Source organism: Pseudomonas alloputida, from assembly GCF_021283545.2.
GTDB lineage: Bacteria > Pseudomonadota > Gammaproteobacteria > Pseudomonadales > Pseudomonadaceae > Aquipseudomonas > Aquipseudomonas alloputida.
Genome location: NZ_CP128540.1, coordinates 4,285,683 through 4,302,449, shown reverse-complemented (window position 1 = coordinate 4,302,449; position 16,767 = coordinate 4,285,683). Strand labels below are relative to the sequence as shown.

The following is a 16,767-nucleotide window of genomic DNA, read 5'->3' as shown; positions in this document are numbered from 1 at the left end:
CCATGCAGCCGTTATCGCATTATCTGCTGACCCAGGCCTATAACAATGGCTGGGCCAATCACCGCCTGTACAAGGCCTGCCTGCAACTGACCCAGGACGAGTTCGTCGCCCCGCGTTGCAGCTTCTTCCCGTCGATCAAGGCCACCCTCAACCATTTGCTGACGGTGGATTGGTTCTACCTGCATATGCTCGAGTGCGAGCAGCGCGGCGAGCAGCCCGATGCCGACGGCGAACGCTTTTTCGACCCGGAACAGCCGTTTGCCACCTGCACCGACCTGCATGCCGAGCAGGCCCAGGCTGACCACCGTTTGATCGCCTACTGCCGGGGGCTGAGTGATGGCGACCTTGGCCGCTATGTGAGCGTCGTTCGGCCCGATCGGGTGCAGCGCGAGCAGCGGCTGCGTTTGCTGGCGCATCTGTTCGAACATCAGGTGCATCACCGTGGGCAGGTGCACGCGATGCTCAGTGATACAGCGGTCAGGCCACCACAGCTGGATGAGTTTTTCTGCGAGGAAGAGGCCGAGTTGCGGGCGGGCGACTTTGCCGAGCTGGGCTGGACAGAAGAGCAGGTCTGGAAAGTGTAATGGCACCCTGTGGCAGCAGCGGTCTTGTGCAGAGTACAAAAGCGTACGCTGCCACAGAGGCCGATCATTGGCTCACTTGCCCAGCCATTCGACCAGGGTGCGATTGAACCGCACCGGTTCCTCGATTTGCGGCGCGTGCCCCATGCCTTCGAACGTGATCAGCTCACCTTTGGGTATCAGCCTGGCCACCTGCGGCCCCAGCTCTGCATAGTTGCCCAGCCTGGCCTTTACCTCCGGCGGCGCGATATCGCTGCCGATGGCCGTGGTGTCCTTGTCGCCGATCAGCAGCAGGGTCGGCATCTGCAGGTGCTTGAACTCGTGGTACACCGGCTGGGTGAAGATCATGTCGTAGATCAGCGCCGAGTTCCACGCCACCGCTTCATGCCCCGGCCCTTTGTTCAAGCCCACCAGCATCTGCACCCAGCGTTCGTACTCAGGCTTCCAGCGCCCGGCGTAATAGGTTTTGCGTTCATATGCACGTACGCCTTCGGCATCCAGTTTGAGTTCGCGGGCATACCACTGGTCCACGGTGCGGTAGGGCACCCCCAGGGCTTTCCAGTCTTCCAGACCGATCGGGTTGACCATTGCCAGGCGTTCCACCTGCTGGGGGTACATCAGCGCATAGCGGGTGGCGAGCATGCCGCCGGTGGAGTGGCCGAGCACAATGGTTTGCTTCACACCCAGCTGTTCGAGCAGGGCATGGGTGTTGTCGGCCAGTTGTTGAAAGCTGTACTGGTAATGCGCCGGTTTGCTCGACGTGCAGAAGCCGACCTGGTCGGGCGCGATGACCCGGTAGCCGGCCTTGCTCAGGGCGTCGATGGTGGTTTCCCAGGTGGCGGCGCAGAAGTTCTTGCCGTGCATCAGCACCACGTTGTGGCCGTTGGCCTGGCCTTGGGCGGGCACGTCCATGTAGCCCATCTGCAGGGCCTGGCCCTGGGACTTGAAGTCGAAATGCTTGAGGGGGTGCGGGTAGCTGAAGCCTTCGAGCTGGGGGCCGTAGGTAGGCGACTCGGCAGCGATGGCCGAACTGCTGGCAAGGCAGGCCAGGGCAAGGGCGGTTGCGCGCAGCATGGGGGCACTCCGTGTAGGGCCGGGTTGAATGGGGCGACTGTAACAGGCAGTGGACCACGCGAAACCTGAAAGGTGTTACCAGGCGTGAAACCAGCCCAGGGTAATCATCGCAAGCACCGCATAGCGGCCAGCCTTGGCCAGGGTCACCAGCAACAGGAAGCGCCAGAATGGCTCACGCATTATCCCGGCGATCAGCGTAAGCGGGTCGCCGATCACCGGCATCCAGCTGAGCAGCAGCGACCATTGCCCCCAGCGTTGGTAGCGCTGCTGCGCACGCGCCAGTTGGGCAGCGCTGAAAGGGAACCAGCGCTTGTCGCGCAGGTGCTCGATGGCCCGGCCCAGCAGCCAGTTGACCACCGAGCCGAGCACGTTGCCCAGGGTGGCTACCAACAGCAGGGTCGCCCAGGCCTCGGGCTGGCGCAGCAACAGGCCGACCAGCACAGCCTCCGATTGCAGCGGTAGCAGGGTGGCGGCACCAAAGGCGCTGAGAAACAGCGCCCCTAGGCTGAGCATCAGTAGTTGGCGACCACGGTGTCCTGGCCATCCTGGGTCACCCCGATGACCTGGTAGGCATCCTTGTGGTCACCCATCTCCATGCCGGGCGAGCCCATGGGCATGCCCGGCACCGCCAGGCCCTTGAGGTCGTTGCGTTTGGCCAGCAGGCGCACCTGCTCGGCCGGCACGTGGCCTTCGACGAACTTGCCGCCGATCACCCCGGTGTGGCACGACGCAAGGCGTGGCGCCACGCCGAGGCGTTGCTTGACGGCGCTCATGTTTGGCTCGACGTGGTCGTTGACGGTAAAACCATTGTCACGCAGGTGGCTGATCCAGGCCTTGCAGCAGCCGCAGTTGGGGTCGCGGTAGACGTCGATGGTCTCGGCGGCCTGGGCCAGGCCGGTGACGGCCAGCAGGCTCAGGGTCAGCAGGTGTTTGCGCAGCATGGTGAAGCACTCCTTTAAAAACGCAGGCGGATACCGGCGACCAGGCGGGTCTGGCCCAGATCTTCGCCGTCTTCTCGGGCCTGGTTGGCACGCGAGCCGTGCAGGCGGTTGAAACTGAGCCCGACGTAGGGGGCGAAGCCGCGCGTGATTTCGTAGCGCAGGCGCAGGCCCACCTCGCTGTCGGCCAGCCCCGCACCTTGTTCGCGCCCGGCGTCGTTGCGCCCGTAGAGGTTGGCCTCCAGGGTCGGCTCCAGTATCCAGCGGTTGGTCAGCAGCATAGCGTAAGCGGCTTCCAGGCGCAGCGCCGTCTGTTGCCGCTCGCCTGCATAGGCGGTGGCTTGCAGCTCCAGGCCGTACAGCGGTGTGCCCTGGATGCCGAAGGCGGCCCAGGTTTGGCCACTGGCAGGCTTGAAGTCCTGGCGTGCACCGGCCACCAGTTCCCACCACGGGCTCACGGCATGGCCCCACAGCGCCTGTAGCTCGGCCTTGTGGGTCTTGCCCTGTTCGCGTTCGCCTTCGGTGCGCAGCCACAAGCGGTCGATATCACCACCGACCCAAGCGGTGGCGTTCCAGTTCAGGGCACTGCTGCTCTCGAAGTTCTGGTATTCGAGCTTGTCCACGATCACTGCCCAGTTCAGCGCCCGGTCATGCGCCTGGTGCCCTGGCAATGGCGGGAAGGCGGCGCGGCGGTCGGCGTCGGTGATGACAGGCAGGGGCGTGCGAGGTTGGCTGGGGGAAGGCTGGTCGTGGCCCATGCTTTCATGGTTAATGGGCATGGCCTGATGGCCCATCTGGCCGTGGTTCGTGTGTTCGGAACCAGCGGCCATCGCCCGTTCACTGGCGAGCAAGGTCAGCAGCGCCACGCCTGCCACGAAGCTGCGGTTGCGGGTGTCATTCATCGACGCGTACCTCGCGGAGCATGCCGGTCTCCATGTGGTAGAGCAAGTGGCAGTGGTAGGCCCAGCGGCCCAGCGCGTCGGCGGTCACCCGGTAGGTGCGTCGGCTGCCGGGCGGGATATCGACGGTGTGCTTGCGCACCAGGAACTGGCCATGCTCGTCTTCCAGGTCGCTCCACATGCCGTGCAGGTGGATGGGGTGGGTCATCATGGTGTCGTTGACCAGGGTGATGCGCACGCGCTCACCGTAGGTCAGCCGCAGCGGTTCGGCGTCGCTGAACTTGATGCCGTCGAACGACCAGGCGAAGCGCTCCATATGGCCGGTCAGGTGCAGCTCGATGTCACGCGATGGCGGGCGACCGTCCGGGTCGGGGTAGGGGCTGCGCAGGTCGGCGTAGGTCAGCACGCGGCGACCATTGTCACGCAGGCCTATGCCAGGATCGGCCAGGTTGGGGCGCGGTGCCATGGTCTGCATGTCCACCAGCGGGTTGTCGGTTTCACTGATCGGGTGTTGCTGCATGGCCGACATGGCGGCGTGGTCCATACCGGCCATGCTGCCGTGGTTCATGCCCTGCGGATTTCTGTGGTCCATGCCCGCCATGGCATCCATGCCGCCGTGGCCCATGTCTTCCATGCTCAGCACCGGGCGCGGGTCGGGGGCAGGCACCGGCGCCTGCAGCCCGGCCGCACGGGCCAGGGTACCGCGGGCAAAGCCGGTGCGGTCCATGCTCTGGGCGAACAGGGTGTAGGCGGGTTGGTCACCCACGGTCACCAGCACGTCGTAGGTCTCTGCCACGGCAATGCGCAGTTCATCCACGCTCACAGGGGTTACCGGCAAGCCGTCGGCGGCGATCACCGTCAGCTTCAGCCCGGGGATGCGGAAGTCGAAGTAGGTCATGGCTGAGGCATTGATCAGCCGCAGGCGCACGGTTTCGCCTGGCTGGAACAGGCAGGTGAAGTTGCCTTGTGGTGGTTGGCCGTTGAGCAGGTAGGTGTAGGTGGCGGCGCTGATATCGGCGAGGTCGGTTGGGCTCATGCGCATGCGCGCCCAGGCCGTGCGTTCGGCGACGGTGGCGCTCCAGCCGTTTTCGGCCACGTCATCGATGAAGTCGCCAACCGTGCGCTTGTGGAAGTTGTACGCGTCGGACTGCGTCTTCAGCGTCGCCATCAGGTGTTCCGGTGCCTGGTCTGACCAGTCGCTGAACAGCAGCACATGGTCGCGCTGGTAGCGGTGCGTTTCGGGCTCGCGTGGCTCGATCACGATCGCCCCGTATACCCCGGCTTGCTCCTGTAGCCCCGAATGGCTGTGGTACCAGTAGGTGCCGCTCTGGCGCAGGGTGAACTGGTACAGGTAGTCGCCGCCGGGCTCGATGCCAGCGAAGCTCAGGCCAGGCACGCCGTCCATGTTGGCCGGCAGGATGATGCCGTGCCAGTGGATCGAGGTGTCCTGCGCCAGTCGGTTGCGCACGCGCAACGTCACGGTGTCACCTTCGCGCCAGCGCAGCAGTGGGCCGGGCAGGCTGTTGTTGACGGTCAGTGCGGTACGCGGTCGGCCTGTGATGTTGACCGGAGTCTGGCCAATGAACAGCTCGAAATGCTGGCCGGCCAGGTCTCGGCCTTCAGCGGCCTGGACCAGCGGGCGCCACAGACCCAGGCCCGCCAGCGTGCTGGCGGCGCCCAGGCCTTTGACAAACGTACGGCGGGAGGGGTTGCGCAACATGGCGAGGCCTCATGCGGAATAGCCACGATGTTCGCTGCCGCCTGCTGTCAGGTAGCTGAGGTGCACATTACAGTGTTGTCAGCTTGCTGCTTCGTCGATGCGCAGGTCGCGCATCAGCAGGCCGTAGTCGAGGGCAACCTGTTCCGGGATCGGCAGATACACCACATGGCCATCGCCCGGTGCGACCTCGATGGCGTGCTGCTGGCGGTTGCACAGGCGGTGCAGGTCGAAGTGGTAGTTGCCGCGCGGGGTCATCAGTTCCAAATGGTCGCCCACGGCGAAGCGGTTCTTCACCTTGACCTCGGCCAGGCCGTCGACGCGCACGCCAGTCAGTTCGCCTACGAATTGCTGGCGCTCGGACACCGAGTTGCCGCGCTGGTAGTTCTGGTACTCGTCGTGAACGTGGCGGCGCAGGAAACCTTCGGTGTAACCGCGTTGCGCCAGGGATTCGAGGTTGCCCATCAGGGCGCGGTCGAATGGTCGCCCGGCCACCGCGTCGTCGATCGCCTGGCGATACGACTGTACCGCGCGGGCACAGTAGAAGTGCGATTTGGTGCGGCCCTCGATCTTCAGCGAATGCACGCCCATCAAGGCCAGGCGCTCGACGTGCTGGATGGCGCGCAGGTCCTTGGCGTTCATGATGTAGGTGCCGTGTTCATCCTCGAACGCCGGCATTTCAGTGCCGGGGCGGTTGCTTTCCTGCAGCAGGAACACTTGGTCGGTGGGTGCGCCCAGGCCCAGGGTGGGTTGCACTTGGCGCACGATGTCACCGGTGGCGTTTTCGGTGGCCGGCGTGGCGTCGTACTTCCAGCGGCAGGCATTGGTGCAGGTGCCCTGGTTGGCGTCACGCTTGTTGAGGTAGCCCGACAGCAGGCAACGGCCGGAATAGGCCATGCACAGGGCGCCGTGCACGAACACTTCCAGTTCCATGCCCGGCACCTGCTGGCGGATTTCCTCGATTTCGTCCAGCGACAGCTCCCGCGACAGGATCACCCGGCTCAGGCCAAGTTGCTGCCAGAACTGCACGCTGGCCCAGTTGACGGTGTTGGCCTGCACCGACAGGTGCACCGGCATCTGTGGGAAGTGCTGGCGCACCAGCATGATCAGGCCGGGGTCGGACATGATCAGCGCGTCCGGCGCCATCTCGATCACGGGTGCCAGGTCCTTGAGGAAGGTCTTGAGCTTGGCATTGTGCGGGGCGATGTTGACCACCACGTAGAAGCGCTTGCCCAAGGCGTGCGCCTCCTCGATCCCCAATGCCAGGTTGGCGTGATCGAACTCGTTGTTGCGCACCCGCAAGCTGTAACGCGGCTGGCCGGCGTAGACCGCATCGGCGCCGTAGGCAAACGCGTAGCGCATGGTCTTGAGGGTGCCGGCGGGGGCCAGCAGTTCGGGCTTGGCAGTAGGGTTCATGTGCGCACCGGGGCAAAAGGCGGGGATGCTAGGGTCGATGGACAAGGTGCGTATTGATTTGCGTCAAGTGAGCACGGCACTTTTTTCCAGGCGCGGTGCACTAATCACTCATAAGCCATTTGAGGAACTGCGATGAACGAAACCGCGCTACAGAACAAGGCCCTGGCAGTACTCTTGGCGTTGGTGACCATTGCCTTCTTCTGGATTCTTCTGCCGTACTACGGCGCAATCTTCTGGGCGGTGATCCTCGGCATCCTGTTCGCCCCGCTGCAGCGTCACTTGCTGATCCGCTGCGGGCGGCGGCGTAACCTTGCCGCGGCCACGTCCACGCTGGTGTGCCTGCTTGTGGCGATCCTGCCGGTGATCATCATCAGCGCCCTGCTGGTGCAAGAGGGCGCCACGCTGTACCAGCGCATCGAAAGCGGGCAGCTGGACATTGCCGGTTACGTCGAGCGCGGCAAGGACATGCTCCCGGCATTCGCCCAGCGTGGGCTGGACAACATGGGCATGGGTAACCTTGACGGGTTGCGTGACAAGATCACCAAGTGGGCAACCCAGGGTAGCCAGGTATTGGCCAGCCAGGCGTTCAGCTTTGGCCAGGGCACATTCGAGTTTCTGATCAGTTTCGGCATCATGATGTACCTGCTGTTCTTTTTCCTGCGTGATGGCCCGGAAGTTGCGCGCCGGGTGCGGATGGCCGTCCCGCTGCCCGAGCACCAGAAGCGTCGTTTGCAGTTGAAGTTCAATCGTGTGGTGAGGGCGACGGTGAAAGGCAACGTGCTGGTGGCCATTACCCAAGGTGCGTTGGGAGGTTTTATTTTCTGGGTGCTGGATATCCCGAGTGCGTTGGTGTGGGCGGTGCTGATGGCGTTTCTGTCGCTGCTGCCGGCGGTGGGCGCGGGCATCATCTGGGCGCCGGTGGCGGCGTATTTCCTGCTGACCGGGGCGATACTGCAAGGGGTGGTGCTTACCGCGTTCGGGGTGCTGGTGATCGGCCTGGTGGATAATGTGTTGCGGCCAATCCTGGTGGGCAAGGATACGCGCATGCCGGATTACCTGATCCTGGTGTCGACCCTTGGCGGGCTGGCGGTGTTCGGCCTCAACGGCTTCGTGATCGGCCCATTGATCGCGGCGCTGTTCGTCTCCAGCTGGGCGATCTTTGCCGCGACCAAACCGCGGGTGCAATTGCCACAATAGCGTTCTTGCTCAGTTTTGTCGGCCGTAGGAGCGGGGGTGGACACAGGTCGGTGGTTGGGCACAGGCCGCGTGTAGGAGCGGGTTCACCCGCGAAAGGGCCGGGCCTGCTGGCCAATTTCCACCCGCCGTTCACCGTTGCTGCCGCCACCGTATTCGCGGGTAAACCCGCTCCTACACAGATTGGTGGCGGACACACACATACAGCGAAACCGCAGGGGTCAGAAGGCTTGCGGCATCTCGCCCTTGGCCAGGCGCCGGTTGATGTCGGCAATCACTTCGGGCAGGTCGTTGATGGTGTCGATCAGGTAGTGCGGGCGGGAGCCGGCAAACAGTGCATGGATGCGCTGGCGCTCGCTTTCCAGTTTCTCGGCACTCAACGCCCGGAAGCCTTCCCAGGTCAGGCCCAGAGCATTACCCGAGCAGACCAGCGCCACGGTCCACATGCCGGCACGGCGGCCTTCAAGAATGCCAGGCACGGTGTCGTCCACCTTCACGCAGGCCGCTACATCGTCAATCCCCAGCGCAATCACGTTGGCCAAGGCCTGGGCCGGCCATGGGCGGCCGTTCGGGGTTTCATCGGTGGCCACTACATGGTCGGCCACGTAGCCGTTCTGCGCAGCCAGTTCCACCACCTTGTCCATCACCACTTTCGGGTAGCCCGAGCACGAGCCGATCTTCAGGCCGTCCTGGCGTAGACCGGTGAGGGTGTCGAGCGCACCGGGGATCAGTGCCGAGTGCACGGCGATCTTCTCGATCTGCAGCGGCATGAAGCGGTTGTAGATGGCGGTGACGTCATCATCGGTCGGGGTACGGCCGAACACCTTGCGGTAGCGCTCGGCAATTTCCGGTACGTCGCACAGGGTGCGGATATGGTCCCATTTGCCCATGCCCATCGGGCCTCGGGCTTCCTCGATCGACACCTGCACATCGAACTCGGCAAAGGCCTCGACAAAGATCTGGGTGGGAGCGAATGAGCCGAAATCGACCACGGTGCCAGCCCAGTCGAGGATGGCGGCTTGCAGTTGGGTGGGGTTGTTGTAGTTCATGTGCGCTAACTCCTGAATTCGGGTGGGCAAAGCGTCAGATATCCAGCACTTCCATTTCCCGCAGCACCTCGGCCACGGCATTCACGGCGGCCTGCATGCCGTCCGCCCCGACCACGCCGATGCAGCCGACGCGGAAGGTTTCGACCTGGGTCAACTTGCCCGGGTAGAGAATGAAACCCTTGGCCTTGACCCGCTCGTAGAAGTCCTTGAACTGGTAGCGGGCATCGGTGGGGGCGTGGAAGGTGACGATGATCGGCGCCTGGATCTCGGCAGGCAGGAAACTGCGCAGGCCGATGGCTGCCATGCCGTCGAGCAGCGTCTTGCAGTTGTCTGCGTAGCGCTGGTGGCGGGCCGGAAGGCCACCTTCCTCGTTGTATTGCTGCAGTGCTTCGTGCAGGGCCGCGACCACGTGGGTAGGCGGGGTGAAGCGCCATTGCCCGGTCTTGGCCATGTAGGCGTGCTGGTCGTGCAGGTCCATGGCCAGCGAGTGGGCATTGCCTTCGGCGGCCGCCAGGGCGCTTTTTTCGGCGAAGACGAAGCCCATGCCGGGTACGCCTTCCAGGCACTTTCCGGAGGCCGCGATCAGTGCTTCGAAGGGGATTTCGCGGGCATCGATCGGCAATGCTCCGAACGAGCTCATGGCATCGATGATCAGGCGCTTGCCATGGCGTTTGATCACCTGGGCGATCTCGGGCAGTGGGTTGAGGATGCCGGTGCTGGTTTCGCAGTGGATCAGCGCCACATGGGTGATGGCCGGGTCTTCGGCCAGCAGCCGGTCGACGTCGGCGGCGGTGGTCGGCTGGTCTTCGGCCGTTTCGAAGGTGCTGTAGGTGCGACCCAGCACTTTGCAGATCTTCGCCAGGCGCTGGCCGTACGCGCCGTTGATCAGTACCAGAACCTTGCCATCGCGTGGCACCAAGGTGCCGATGGCCGCTTCCACGGCGAAGGTGCCGCTGCCTTGCAGGGGCACGCAGTGGTGGCTGCTGGCGCCGTCGATGATGGCCAGCAGTTGTTCGCAGACGCTGGCAGTCAATTGGTTGAAGTCACGGTCCCAGGAGCCCCAGTCCACCAGCATGGCTTGGCGGGTGCGGATTGATGTGGTCAGGGGACCTGGGGTCAGCAGAATCGGGGCGTTGCTCATTCCGTTATTCCTCACAAGCGGTGGGCTGAAACTACGGGGCCTAGGTTGCAATTCGCGCTGCCATCAATCAAATTGTTTGTTGTTATCCCAGCTATAAGTCAGGCCGATAAATATGAACCTGTTCCAGCTACGCGCCTTCGACGCCGTGGCCCGTGAGGGCAGCTTTACCCGTGCTGCCGAGCGCCTGTTCATCAGCCAGCCGGCGGTGACCGGGCACGTCAAGGCCCTGGAGGAGCACTACCAGATCACCTTGTTGCGGCGTACTGCACGGCGCGTGGAGCTGACCGAGGAGGGCACGCGCCTGGCGGCCATCACGCGCGCCATGTTCGGCCTGGCCGAAGAAGCGCAGGCCATGCTTGAGGCCAACCGCCAGTTGCTGACCGGGCGCCTGGAGGTAGCCGCCGACGGCCCGCATCGGGTCATGCCGATGCTGGCGCTGCTGCGTGAGCGGTACCCTGGTGTCACCGTCAACTTGCGCCTGGGCAATGCTCAGGAGACCTTGGCTGCGCTGCTCGGCGAGCATGCCGACGTGGCGGTGCTGACCGAAATCGAGCCGCGCAAGGGGCTGCATCTGCAAAATCTCTGTGAGTCGCGCCTGTGTGCGCTGTTACCGGTGGGGCACGCCTGGGCCAGCGCGCGGGAGGACTTGCCGTTGGCCGCGCTGCACCAGCAGATCATGGTGCTGCGCGAACCCAGCTCCACCACCCGGCGCACCTTCGACAAGGCCTGCATCAAGGCGGGCGTGCAACCGCGTGTATTGCTGGAGCTGGACAGCCGGGAGGCGGTAACCGAGGCTGTGGCCTCGCAGCTGGGGATTGGCGTTGTTTCTTCCACTGAAGTGGCCAATGATCCCCGTGTGGTGGCACGACCATTGGCCGGCGAGGGCCTTGTCAACCAACACGTGATCGGCTGCCTGGAGCGTCGTCGCGAACTGCGCCTGATTCAGGCATTCCTGAGCCTGGCAGCAGGGCTATGATGGCTGTTTGCTACGGGGCACCCTCGGCTTTTCATACAGACCCTAATATGGCCGGCAATCAGCCGACAGGACCGTCGATGAGCGACAAAGACACCATTTCCATGCAGCTGGTGCGCGAAGCGCTGTTGCAGACCTGCCCTGCCGGTGAGCCTGACAGTGGCTTGCTGGCCAGGGCGGGCATCGCCGTTGAACAACTGCACCTGCCAGAGGCAAGGGTCAGTGCCGAGTCCTATGCCCGCCTGTGGCGCTTGCTGGCCCGGCGCTGCAACGACGAATTCTTCGCGATGGACACGCGCGGTCTGTGCAGTGGCAGCCTGGCGTTCATGTGCCGTGCCAGCATGGGCCAGCCGACACTGGGCGCAGGCCTGGAAACCTCGCTGGCCTTTCTGTCGCTGATGCTTCAAGACATGCAGCCCAGCCTGGTGCGCCAGCAAGGCCTGGCCGAAATTGTCATTAATGAGCCGCGTGACGAACCGCGCCGCGCGTTCACCTATTTCACCTTCTGGATGATCGTGCATGGGGTGACCTGCTGGCTGGCCGGGCGGCGCATCCCGATTCTGAGCATTGATCTGCGTTGTGCCGAACCACCCTTTTGCGACGACTATCGGGTCATGTTTTCGGAGAACCTGCATTTTGAGCGTCCACGCACACGCATGATCATTGCTTCGCAATACCTCGACTTGCCCCTGCGGCGCAGCGAGGAGGAGCTGCAGCGTTTTCTGGCCGAAGCGCCGGGCAATATCCTGGTCAAGTACCGTGACCCGGCCAGCCTCGGGCGGCGTATCCGCACCGACCTGTTGCGCCTGGCCCCTGAGCAATGGCCCGATGCTGACCGCCTGGCTCGGCAGCTGTGCCTGTCGCCATCGACCCTGCGTCGGCGCCTGGCAGAAGAGGGGCAGAACTACCAGGGCTTGAAGGACAGCGTACGACGGGAGCTGGCGATCGCCTGGCTCAGCCAGGAAGACGTGGCCATGGGCGAGCTTGCCGAGCGTTTGGGGTTCGCCGACAGCAGCTCGTTCTATAAGGCATTTCGCAAGTGGTTCGGCTGCAACCCGGGACATTATCGGGCATTGATCCAGGCGCGAGGGGCAGGGCACTGAAGGGCGAACGCTTCCTGCAGTAGTGCATTACCGCGCGGGCCCAGAAGGCTTACCGAGCAGGCGCTGATCGAACCCGTTCCCTCTGCATCCTGGGCCGACATTTGAACAACATGGTTGGCTTCGTCATATAGCTAGGGGAACCCACCATGATCATCAACGCGACGGGCCATGACCGATTCATCGGTGCCCGATTACCTGAGTGGCTCAAACGCGCGTCAAGGGGCCAGATCAACACCCTGCGCACCAGTCTGAACGCGCACCATGCCAGCCAGGCACGCTTGAGTGGCCTGACGCTTGAGTTACTGCCGCTCCAGCAGTTTGCCGAGAAGCACCTGGCGGCGTTGCTGGATGCACCGTTGCCGGACGGGCAGGTATTTGCCCAGCTCGAGTGGCTGCGGGTGGCGCCACGCTTCGGCACACTGCCAGGTACCTTGCAACAGACATACGGGTACAGCCAGACGCGTGAGAACGGGTTACTGCGGCTTATGCGCAACTTTGCTGCGAATACCCGCTACTACGAGGGCACGGGGCTGGTTTTGTCAGGCAGCGATAAACCATTGAATGCATCGCTGGAAGCATTGATTACGGCCTGTCGCAATCTGGACGTTGGTCAGCGTTATCAGGACGCGTTGCAAAGGATCTTCCCGCCAGCTACCCAGGCGGTGCTGGCTGAAGACAAACGTTCGGGGTTGAAGCTGGCGACCGAGCTTGCGGCATTGCAGGGAAACATAAGCGTCGATGTGCAGCTCGCCTTGCGTGAGGTGGTGGACCCCGCTCAGGAGGGGCGACAAAAAGGCCTCGAAGGCAAACCCATGCTGTTGAGGGCAATAGGGAGACCTGTGGTCGATGGCTTGCTGATTCACTTGCAAGACAAGGCGGGAAATGAACGGGGCATCGTGCTTTACCTGCCTGGTGATCCCCGGCAGGCATTGCGGTTCTTCGACAATGTCGCCTCCATGAACAGTACCGTGGCAATGTTGTTGCAAGATCCGGGTTACTGGCAGTTCTTCACACAGCTCATCAGCCTTGAGCACCGTGCAGGTTTTGTCAGTACCCTCGGCAAGCGCCTGAAAGACAAGCTGCCGGACCTGGAGCTTGAGGGTGAAACACCTGGGGGAGGGGTTTTCACGCAACTGGCGACTCGGCAAGTGCAACGGGTCAAGGAAGATGCCCGGTTGCTGCTGGTACCGACCGCTGACGCTGATAGCCGGGCGGTTAGCGCCAGACACGCTGAGTGGAAGGCGGCAGGTCTGGACCTGGTAAACCTCGCCGGCCTTTTCATCCCGGCTGTGGGGGGCGTGCTGCTGGGGCAGGTGGTTGCTCAGACGTGCGCTGAAGTGTTCGAAGGGATGAGGGATTGGTCGAAGGGGCACCAACACGAAGCGCTGCAGCATCTGCTGGGGGTCGCCGAAACCTTGGCGGCTACCGCAGCGACGGTGGCGGGTGTCAGTTTTGTGCGCAGTGCGTTTGTCGCGGGCCTGGAGCCGGTAAGCCTTGGGAATGGGCGCAGTCGCCTGTGGCAGTTCAACGCCAGAAATTATCGATCATTGCCGGGCCCTGTCGATCTGCTCGAGGAGGAGCGCGGTGGCGAGGCGGGCCGCCGCTGGGTCCGTATCGATGGACGTTACCTCGAAGTGCATCAGCCCGTCGTCGATGGCCCCTATCGCCTGCGCCATGCAGCGAGTGAGGGTGGCTACGGGCCGGTCGTGTTGCACAACGGTGAGCGTGGCTGGCAGCTGATGCGTGAACAACCCTTAAGCTGGCAGGCGCCTGCCCGCATGCTGGATGCATTATGGCCACAGCTTTCCCCTGTGGACGCGCATCAGGCCGAGCAGATAATGCGGGTGGCAGGTATCGATGCAGACTTGTTGCGCGGCGTTCTCGTGGAGAATCGCCCGGCGCCGGTGAGCCTTGGCCAAACCTTGCGCGCCTTCCAGGCGCATGCACGCATTGAAAGGTTTTTCCAGCGTGTTCGGCTGAAGGCGTTGATGCCATCGGACAGGGAGCTGCTGGCCTGGTGTGAAGCAAGGCCAGGCGTGGGCGCCGGACTGGAGCAGATGCAGGTGCATGAGGCTGGGTTGCGGCCGCAATTGTTTGCTCGCCTGACAGAACAGTCACTGGCAGCAGACCCGCTGAGCATGTTGGTAAAACGGGACTTCCCGGGTTTGCCTTCGGCCTACATAAATGAAGTAACCGGTCAGGCGCATGAGCTTGAGCACCAAATGGCGCGTGTCGAGCGGCGGCTGCCATTGCCGTGCGCGAAGAGCGCCCGTTCGCTCTTGCGTCTGGCTCGCCTGAGCCGGGGGCTGGCGGGGTTGTATCTGAGCACGGCGTACAGTGATGTCACCGGCGAACTGGCCCTTGCGTTGCTGGATAGCTTCGAACTCGAGCAACTTGACCTCGACTTGCGCGACCGCGGGCTGGATGGGCGGTCTATCAGGCGCCTCGGTAGCGGCGGGCGAACCGAGGCAAGAAGAATAGTGGTCAGGCATGAAGGCAGGTTTCTGATCTACAACGGGTCAGGTTTGCCACACGTGTTTATCGCTGACGAGCCGGGATGTATCTTCGAGGCGCTTTCTGCCGCACTGACATCAGAGCAGCGGGCAGCGATGCAACTGGTGGGCAGTGCGGCGGCGAGGCAACTGCGTGAGAAGCTTCTGGCGCGGTTACCCGCTACCCATTGGGATATCGCGCGCATGCTCGGCTGGCCAGAGGAGCAGGCCTGGCTCAATCCAGGGCGTCGCATGGACGATGGGCGCGTGGGATACCCGCTCAGTGGCCGCCCTGGCGCTGCTCCCAGGGATGAGCGAGCGATCATTCGCGATCAGCTACGATCGCTTTATCCTGGCCTGGACGAGGCCGCGCTCGATGTGGAGCTGGCGCGCGTGCAACAAGGCCCGCAGCCAGTCTTCGAGCGCCTGGTAGAACTGCAGGAAGCGCATGACCAGCTAGTGCTGTACCTCAACCGCTGGGTCGGTGCCGAGTTGCAGGAGGGGCGACGCGCCGCCCGCAGGTTGACGGCCGACAGCATCCTGCGAGCCTGGCGACTGCAGGGCGAGCCTGTTTCGGCCGGCGAGGGGCAAACACAGGGGCAGCGCTTGTCGATGAGCGGTTTGAGTTTGCGCACACTGCCAGCACTACCGCCGCATATCGATTTCCATCGCATTACCCTGCTGAGCGTGAACGACACCCTGATTACTGACATTCCGGCCGACTTCCTTCGCCCGTTCACTGCCTTGACGCACCTGAACCTCAACAACAACGCGTTGATGCGTCTACCAACAGGCATTGCCCATTTACCGAATCTTCAATCGCTTCGGTTGGCGCATAACGAGATACGCCTCGACGCCCAGGCGATCAGCGTTCTGCATGGTTTGTCCAACCTTGTGCATCTTGATCTCAGTCATAACCGGCTGGAAGCGCTGGACATGAGCTTCCACCAACTTTCTCGGCTGACCAGCCTGAACCTGCGTCATTGTCGGCTGGGCAGCTGGCCGCGTCGCCTGGAGCTCTGTGGTCTACTTGAACGTGCTGACTTGCGCAACAACCAACTCCGCGAAGTGCCCACCGAGATCCAGCTGATGCCTTATGCATTTCGACAGGCCATTCTGATGGAGGACAACCCCTTGTCGGTCATGCAGCAACGAAGGTTGTATGCCCTCGATGTGATCGAAGAACACCGGCACTCACCTGAGCAGTTGGGGTCAGTTGACCTGGCCAGGGCCCGTACGCGTTGGGTAGGCCATACGGATGCGACGGTTCAGGCCGAGCGTGAGGCCGTGTGGCTGCGGTTGCTGGAGCAAGCGGGTAGCAGCGGGTTGTTCAGGTTGTTGGCTCGCCTGGAGATGACTGCGGACTACAGCCAAGCGGGTGAAGGGCGGGATGCGCTGGTTGACGGCGTATGGACACTGCTGGCTACGCTGGACGGCGACCCGGTGCTGTGCCGGCGGATTTTTGAGCGGGCCGGCCTGCCGCTGTCATGTTCGGACGCCGTTGCCAGCCATTTCAGTGCATTGCAGGTATTGGTGAGGCAGGCGCAGGCCGAAGCCGCCGCAGTCAACCCTGAACGCAGGGGCGAGTTGCTTGAACTGGGCAGGCAACTGTTCCGGCTGGATCAACTGGAAGGGATTGCCTACCAGGATGGCCGGCAGCGTCTGGCTGCCAGTGAACATGTCGACCAGTTGGCATTGGGGCTGGCTTACAGGGTGCAACTTCGTAGCCGTTTGCGGTTGCCCAACCAGCCGTATGCCATGCGCTATCCCGATGCTGTCGCGCTGACACAGGCCCAGGTAGAGGATGCATTTCTGCGGGTTACGCGCGCGCAGACCATCGAGGGCCTGACCGATAGCCTGAGCCAGCGCGCGTTCTGGCGCCGTTACCTGCGCCAGCAACATGACCAAATGTTCGATGCCCTCAGTGCGGATTACACTCGGCGCACGCTTGAGCTGCAGGCTCAACGTCCTGTCTTGGCGCCGGCGGCCTTCGAGCAGCAACTACGCCGGCTACAGGAACAGCAGGACCTCGATATCGAGCGCCTGGTCGCAGGGCTCACCCAGTCCTACCTGCGTGCAGCCGAGCGCGCAGAGGGGTGATTAGCGGCGGCCAAACCAGTCATCCAGATTGACAGCTTTGGCCATTGCCGCCGCGCATGAGCGGCGCGAACATCGTCGGACCGATGCTTC

13 protein-coding genes are annotated in these 16,767 nt (G+C 63.3%); 5 read left to right on the top strand and 8 right to left on the bottom strand.

Features of this window, described 5'->3' with window-relative positions:
• Window positions 1-2 precede the first annotated feature (2 nt).
• Window positions 3-584, top strand: coding sequence for a DinB family protein (locus LU682_RS19940; RefSeq protein ID WP_010953183.1), 582 nt, complete (start codon window positions 3-5; stop codon window positions 582-584).
• A gap of 72 nt (window positions 585-656) precedes the next feature.
• On the opposite strand, the gene LU682_RS19935 is transcribed toward LU682_RS19940, so the two are convergent.
• From LU682_RS19935 to trhP, 6 genes are all read right to left on the bottom strand, one after another.
• Window positions 657-1,655 (bottom strand): alpha/beta fold hydrolase, encoded by a 999-nt coding sequence (locus tag LU682_RS19935; protein ID WP_010953184.1) that lies wholly within the window; start codon window positions 1,653-1,655, stop codon window positions 657-659.
• Between the two features lie 75 nt (window positions 1,656-1,730).
• A complete protein-coding gene (locus LU682_RS19930) occupies window positions 1,731-2,168 on the bottom strand; it encodes a YqaA family protein (RefSeq protein ID WP_010953185.1) in 438 nt (145 codons plus the stop codon).
• A complete protein-coding gene (locus LU682_RS19925; RefSeq protein ID WP_010953186.1) occupies window positions 2,168-2,596 on the bottom strand; it encodes a DUF411 domain-containing protein in 429 nt (142 codons plus the stop codon). Before LU682_RS19925 ends, LU682_RS19930 begins: the two co-directional genes overlap by 1 nt.
• 14 nt (window positions 2,597-2,610) lie before the next feature.
• The gene (locus LU682_RS19920) at window positions 2,611-3,495 is read right to left on the bottom strand and encodes a copper resistance protein B (protein ID WP_010953187.1); all 885 of its coding nucleotides are present in this window, start codon (window positions 3,493-3,495) and stop codon (window positions 2,611-2,613) included.
• The gene (locus LU682_RS19915; RefSeq protein WP_370688773.1) at window positions 3,488-5,209 is read right to left on the bottom strand and encodes a copper resistance system multicopper oxidase; all 1,722 of its coding nucleotides are present in this window, start codon (window positions 5,207-5,209) and stop codon (window positions 3,488-3,490) included. The genes LU682_RS19920 and LU682_RS19915 overlap by 8 nt, the downstream gene beginning before the upstream one ends.
• An 81-nt stretch (window positions 5,210-5,290) precedes the next feature.
• Window positions 5,291-6,625: a prephenate-dependent tRNA uridine(34) hydroxylase TrhP gene (trhP, locus tag LU682_RS19910; RefSeq protein ID WP_049587511.1), complete on the bottom strand. Its 1,335-nt coding sequence runs from the start codon at window positions 6,623-6,625 to the stop codon at window positions 5,291-5,293.
• Window positions 6,626-6,757: 132 nt separating this feature from the next.
• Here trhP and LU682_RS19905 point away from each other — a divergent pair, with 132 nt between their 5' ends.
• The gene (locus tag LU682_RS19905; protein WP_010953190.1) at window positions 6,758-7,822 is read left to right on the top strand and encodes an AI-2E family transporter; all 1,065 of its coding nucleotides are present in this window, start codon (window positions 6,758-6,760) and stop codon (window positions 7,820-7,822) included.
• Between the two features lie 218 nt (window positions 7,823-8,040).
• Here LU682_RS19905 and phnX read toward each other — a convergent pair whose 3' ends face one another.
• On the bottom strand, window positions 8,041-8,868 hold the full coding sequence (gene phnX, locus LU682_RS19900; RefSeq protein WP_003250077.1) for a phosphonoacetaldehyde hydrolase: 828 nt from the start codon (window positions 8,866-8,868) through the stop codon (window positions 8,041-8,043).
• Window positions 8,869-8,902: 34 nt separating this feature from the next.
• On the bottom strand, window positions 8,903-10,009 hold the full coding sequence (locus LU682_RS19895; protein WP_010953191.1) for a 2-aminoethylphosphonate--pyruvate transaminase: 1,107 nt from the start codon (window positions 10,007-10,009) through the stop codon (window positions 8,903-8,905).
• A gap of 112 nt (window positions 10,010-10,121) precedes the next feature.
• On the opposite strand from LU682_RS19895, the gene LU682_RS19890 reads away from it, so the two are divergent.
• From LU682_RS19890 to LU682_RS19880, 3 genes are all read left to right on the top strand, one after another.
• Window positions 10,122-10,985 carry a LysR substrate-binding domain-containing protein gene (locus LU682_RS19890; protein ID WP_010953192.1) on the top strand — a complete coding sequence of 288 codons (864 nt, stop codon included), beginning with the start codon at window positions 10,122-10,124 and terminating at the stop codon, window positions 10,983-10,985.
• Between the two features lie 77 nt (window positions 10,986-11,062).
• Complete coding sequence (locus LU682_RS19885; RefSeq protein WP_010953193.1) at window positions 11,063-12,085, top strand: AraC family transcriptional regulator; 1,023 nt, start codon at window positions 11,063-11,065, stop codon at window positions 12,083-12,085.
• Between the two features lie 146 nt (window positions 12,086-12,231).
• Window positions 12,232-16,677: an NEL-type E3 ubiquitin ligase domain-containing protein gene (locus tag LU682_RS19880; protein WP_060489370.1), complete on the top strand. Its 4,446-nt coding sequence runs from the start codon at window positions 12,232-12,234 to the stop codon at window positions 16,675-16,677.
• The last annotated feature ends 90 nt before the right edge of the window (window positions 16,678-16,767 follow it).

Bases quoted from the DNA above. Each gene is read 5' to 3' on its own strand.
- phnX (WP_003250077.1), bottom strand. From the start codon at position 8,868: ATGAACTACAACAACCCCACCCAACTGCAAGCCGCCATCCTCGACTGG.
- LU682_RS19935 (WP_010953184.1), bottom strand. From the start codon at position 1,655: ATGCTGCGCGCAACCGCCCTTGCCCTGGCCTGCCTTGCCAGCAGTTCG.
- LU682_RS19940 (WP_010953183.1), top strand. From the start codon at position 3: ATGCAGCCGTTATCGCATTATCTGCTGACCCAGGCCTATAACAATGGC.
- LU682_RS19905 (WP_010953190.1), top strand. From the start codon at position 6,758: ATGAACGAAACCGCGCTACAGAACAAGGCCCTGGCAGTACTCTTGGCG.
- LU682_RS19925 (WP_010953186.1), bottom strand. From the start codon at position 2,596: ATGCTGCGCAAACACCTGCTGACCCTGAGCCTGCTGGCCGTCACCGGC.
- LU682_RS19920 (WP_010953187.1), bottom strand. From the start codon at position 3,495: ATGAATGACACCCGCAACCGCAGCTTCGTGGCAGGCGTGGCGCTGCTG.
- LU682_RS19890 (WP_010953192.1), top strand. From the start codon at position 10,122: ATGAACCTGTTCCAGCTACGCGCCTTCGACGCCGTGGCCCGTGAGGGC.
- LU682_RS19885 (WP_010953193.1), top strand. From the start codon at position 11,063: ATGAGCGACAAAGACACCATTTCCATGCAGCTGGTGCGCGAAGCGCTG.
- LU682_RS19895 (WP_010953191.1), bottom strand. From the start codon at position 10,009: ATGAGCAACGCCCCGATTCTGCTGACCCCAGGTCCCCTGACCACATCA.
- LU682_RS19880 (WP_060489370.1), top strand. From the start codon at position 12,232: ATGATCATCAACGCGACGGGCCATGACCGATTCATCGGTGCCCGATTA.
- LU682_RS19930 (WP_010953185.1), bottom strand. From the start codon at position 2,168: ATGCTCAGCCTAGGGGCGCTGTTTCTCAGCGCCTTTGGTGCCGCCACC.
- trhP (WP_049587511.1), bottom strand. From the start codon at position 6,625: ATGAACCCTACTGCCAAGCCCGAACTGCTGGCCCCCGCCGGCACCCTC.